This is a genomic window from Moorena sp. SIO4A5 (assembly GCF_010672005.1).
Classification (GTDB): domain Bacteria; phylum Cyanobacteriota; class Cyanobacteriia; order Cyanobacteriales; family Coleofasciculaceae; genus Moorena.
Map to the genome: position 1 here is coordinate 1 of NZ_JAAHHZ010000423.1, position 4,082 is coordinate 4,082.

Below are 4,082 nucleotides of genomic sequence, written 5' to 3' on the forward strand. Positions count from 1 at the left end.
AGTCCATCAATTGCTTGAGGTGAAAAGTACTCAATGTCAATGGCTAAGGAATCACCACTATTAATCTCTAAGCTAGGTAACAGCAACACATCGGTAATTTCTACTTCTAGAGAGCCAAAGCGGTTTTCATTCATGCGCAGTTCCACACCAGACCTAGTCAGTTGGGCAGGTCTGTTGGGAGTAGGTTGCTGGGTTTGCGATCGCATTTGATTGACATACTGTCCTGCTACCACTTTTGGCTCACCGTAAGCCATGATTTGTCCTTGTTGTAGCCACAAAGCGCGATCGCAAAGTTGCTCAATTTGCTCGCTACTGTGAGAAATTAGGACAATAGCACAGCCAGACTCTTTCAACTGAGCAATTCGTTCCAAGCACTTAGCCTGAAATCTCAAATCCCCAACTGACAGAAACTCATCAACTAGCATCACATCTGGGTCTGTGTGGACAGCCACCGAAAACGCCAGCCGCATCTGCATCCCTGTACTATAAGTGCGCACTGGGTTATCGATAAACTGCTCAAGTTCAGCAAACGTCACGATTTCATCGAAACGCCGCCCCACCTCTTCACGAGTAAGACCTGCTACCACACCACTAACAAAAGCGTTTTCTCGCCCAGTCAAATCTGGATGGAAACCAGCGCCCAAATCCAGCAGCGCTCCAATGGAGCCATTAACCGTAACCTTCCCTTTATCGGGTTTTCCAACCCCACCAATCAAGCGCAACAGGGTTGATTTACCTGCCCCATTGTGACCGAGAATGCCTAGCATCTGGCCTGGGGAAACCGTGAAAGTAATATTCCGCAACGCCCAAAACCCTTCCGCTGCCATAATATGCCGAAAACCCGACAGCGCCGCCTCCATAATGGTAAGCGGTCGCTCAGGATGATAGTAGTTAAAGCGTTTACCGAGTCCTTGAACAATAATTGCATCAACCATCTATAATTCCTCCACAAAGCGATCGCTCTGCCACCGGAAAATTTGAAGACCTATAGGTAAAAACACTGCCGTGACCAAAGCCATAACTAGCAGAGCTAGCCAATCCGGTGGTGTTCCTTTAATTAGTACAGCGCGATAGGCGGTAACCAGATGCACCATCGGGTTAATGTAATAGAAAAACTGGTAATTTTTGGGCACATTAGTAATTTCATAAAAAATAGGTGTGAGATAAAAAAACAGCTGTAGAAGTACACCGATAGTATGCTGGGTGTCGCGAAATATTACATTAAGCCCAGCTAGTATATAGGCTAAACTAATGGTAACGGAAAACTGGAGAGCTTGTAGGATTGGTAACAGTATAATTACTGGCTGTAGCTGAACACCATCGATTAACAGAAAGATAACTAATATTGGCAGGGCTAGAATAAAGTGAATCAGACCTGTTGTTACGGTAACCACCGGTAAGATAGCGTTGGGAAAACCCGGTTGTCGGATCAGGGGGCGATTACTAATAATCACCCCAGTGGCTTGGAAAAGAGAATTACTAAACCATGTCCATACCAACAAACCCGAAAATGCAAAGGAGGTATATTGAGGAATATCAACCGACAATACAAAACGGAAAACAAAGGAAAATACAGCTAGCTGGAGTAGTGGATTAAGCAGCATCCAAGCTACTCCTAAAACTGACCGTTTGTAGAGTAGCTTCATCTCCCGATTAACTAGCTCTCGTAGCAAATCATAAAGATAATAAAACCGCCACTTAGACAACGTTTTGATGTTGGATTTTCGATTTTTTATTGAAGACATTGGAGTAATATAGCATTTTAAAGCAGTTTTCAATTGGTTTATGTACTTTAGTCCTGGGTTTTAGGGAGCAGGGAGCAGGGAGCAGGGAGCAGGGAGCAGGTAAGAGTAGATAATAAAGCCTGGTTTATATATTTTAAATGCTATATTTATAGTTTTGTTTACTGTAATTAAGCAGTCAATAAAAGCTTGACAGGGCTTTATTTAACCGATTGTGCTTTCAAGTTTTAGTTATTAAAAAAAAATATTAAAACATTGATGAAATAAAAGTTTCAGTCTTTGGCTGAGATTACAGTGTTTTTCATAACTATGAGGTACACAAGATTTTTTCACTCTTGCCCGCCCCCCTTACTAAGGGGGGTTAGGGGGGATTCCTCTTGCCTCTTGCCTCTTGCCTCTTGCCTACTCCCTACTCCCTACTCCCTGTTACCTTTGCTATACGACCTTCACGTTTAACCCGCATATGGGACTGCCACAAAGACCAAACTCCAGCCAAATTACCTGTCATTTCCAACCAGATTAGGGAGATTGGATAATCGCTCCAACCTCTTAGCCGTTGATAGATGCGAGATAAATGAGCAAGTGGCAATCCCAGCACTATTTGTACCAATCCTCGCCAATCCCCATCTTGTAGCCATGTGGTCAGATTGTAAGCAACATGACCTTTACTATAGTTGTAAAGCTGACGATGTAGCTCTGCCATCTCAGTGCGATGCTTATGCCAGACATAAGCGCTTGGCTCATAGACCAGGGTGTAGCCAGCTTTAAGTACTTTATAGAATAAGTAAGTATCTTCACCAACTCCTGAAGGCATACCGGGACCGAGGGCTTCGTTCATTAAGCCAATCTTAGGATGGCTAAATATACTGGCACGAAAAGCAGCATTAGCCGTTGCTCCTAACTCCCAAGTTGGTGCAGGCTGGTGCGAAAAGGATTCAAACCAATCTCCGTTAACCTCCAACCGCTCAAAGCCCCGTCCCAAGCCGCCATAATTTTCAAAACACTGCTGGGCTAAGGTTTCCAACTGTAGGGGCAAAACATTACCTGTGACAATCATCACATCCGGTCTAGCAAAAGGAGCGATTAGCTTTTCTAACCAATCTGGTGGCACAGTAACATCATCATCCGTCGCAATCACAATATCCCCGGTACTAGCAACAAAGCCAGCATTGCGAGCATAAGCTAGTCCCTGACGGGATTCACTAACTAGGACAACATCAGGAAACTCAGCAACCACTGGTGGAGTCCAACCAGAAGCGGGATGATTATCAACTACAATAATTTCCAATTGTCGAGTAGACTTTTGGGCAACTAGGCTGCACAAACACCTCCGCAAATCTTGGGGTCTGTCATAGGTAGCGATGATAATAGAAACTGGTATAGTATCAGGTAAACAGGTTAGTAAATCAGTCTCTTTATCCGTGAATTTATAGTGATTAGTTAAGATAGATAGTGCTTGAGTCTGGCAGTAATCCCTACTGAAGTTAAGGTCTAATTCGAGCAGCTTATGACCAAACTGATTGACAATAACTTCAATTAAGCGATTCTTGCTAATCCCTCGATCAGGGTTAGCAATATCAACGCTACCTAAAAGGTGATCATGCCATTTTACAAAGACTCGTACTGATGAGTACTCTTTGACATCAGTTAATGCCTGTAAAGGTTCCCGTAGATCGACAGTCCGCACTGCTATACCTGGATTGGTTTTAATCCTTGGGATTTCTTCCTTAGTCAGAGCAGGAAATATATGGTCAGAAAAAATCGGGTAGGGAACACTATTTATATCAACTTCTGTTTTTCGTTCTTGGTTACCGAAAGATTGAGTAATCTCAGCAGCAGTGTGGCGAGCTTTGTGATAGCGAGTTAAACCAGTGAAGCAGCCTTTGAATTCAGCCAGAATTAAATCCTGTGGGAAGCGAGTGGGATTTTTGAAACCAAGCCACAGACGTCTTAAATTCCAATACACTATCCACCAGAGCAAAATCCACAAGAAAGAAAGACACTCATCTGGATAGGCAAAGAGGCTACGGATACAGTAAGAAAACAGACCAATACTGTTATTAGTAATTTGCGTGCGCAACTTAGCATAATCCCGTCGATGTCGATGGCGCACTATGGCACTAGGCTCATAGACCAGGGTATGTCCTTCCTTCACCACCCGGAAAAACATTTCTAAATCACCACCACCATTAGTCACAGTACCCACATCCAAGGCAGGGTCAAAGAAACCAATATCATCAAAGACTGAGCGGCGATAAGCCATGTTTGCCCCTGTACCGAATTCGCCAGTACCTAGGAGTCTCCAATGGATTTTGTTGCCTCGATTAACCTGATACCATT

4 protein-coding genes are annotated in these 4,082 nt (G+C 43.7%); 1 reads left to right on the top strand and 3 read right to left on the bottom strand.

Annotation, left to right across the window (positions count from 1 at the left end; translation table 11 throughout):
* Both F6K57_RS38365 and F6K57_RS38370 read right to left on the bottom strand, forming a co-directional pair.
* A partial coding sequence (locus tag F6K57_RS38365; protein ID WP_293073767.1) for a polysaccharide ABC transporter ATP-binding protein occupies positions 1-935 on the bottom strand: 935 nt, incomplete at its 3' end.
* Positions 936-1,706: an ABC transporter permease gene (locus F6K57_RS38370; RefSeq protein WP_293073770.1), complete on the bottom strand. Its 771-nt coding sequence runs from the start codon at positions 1,704-1,706 to the stop codon at positions 936-938.
* A gap of 345 nt (positions 1,707-2,051) precedes the next feature.
* On the opposite strand from F6K57_RS38370, the gene F6K57_RS38375 reads away from it, so the two are divergent.
* Positions 2,052-2,198 (top strand): hypothetical protein, encoded by a 147-nt coding sequence (locus F6K57_RS38375; protein ID WP_293022197.1) that lies wholly within the window; start codon positions 2,052-2,054, stop codon positions 2,196-2,198.
* Here F6K57_RS38375 and F6K57_RS38380 read toward each other — a convergent pair.
* Positions 2,152-4,082: glycosyltransferase (locus F6K57_RS38380; protein WP_293073773.1), on the bottom strand; the 1,931-nt coding region annotated here is incomplete at its 5' end. The two genes, F6K57_RS38375 and F6K57_RS38380, sit on opposite strands and share 47 nt — an antisense overlap.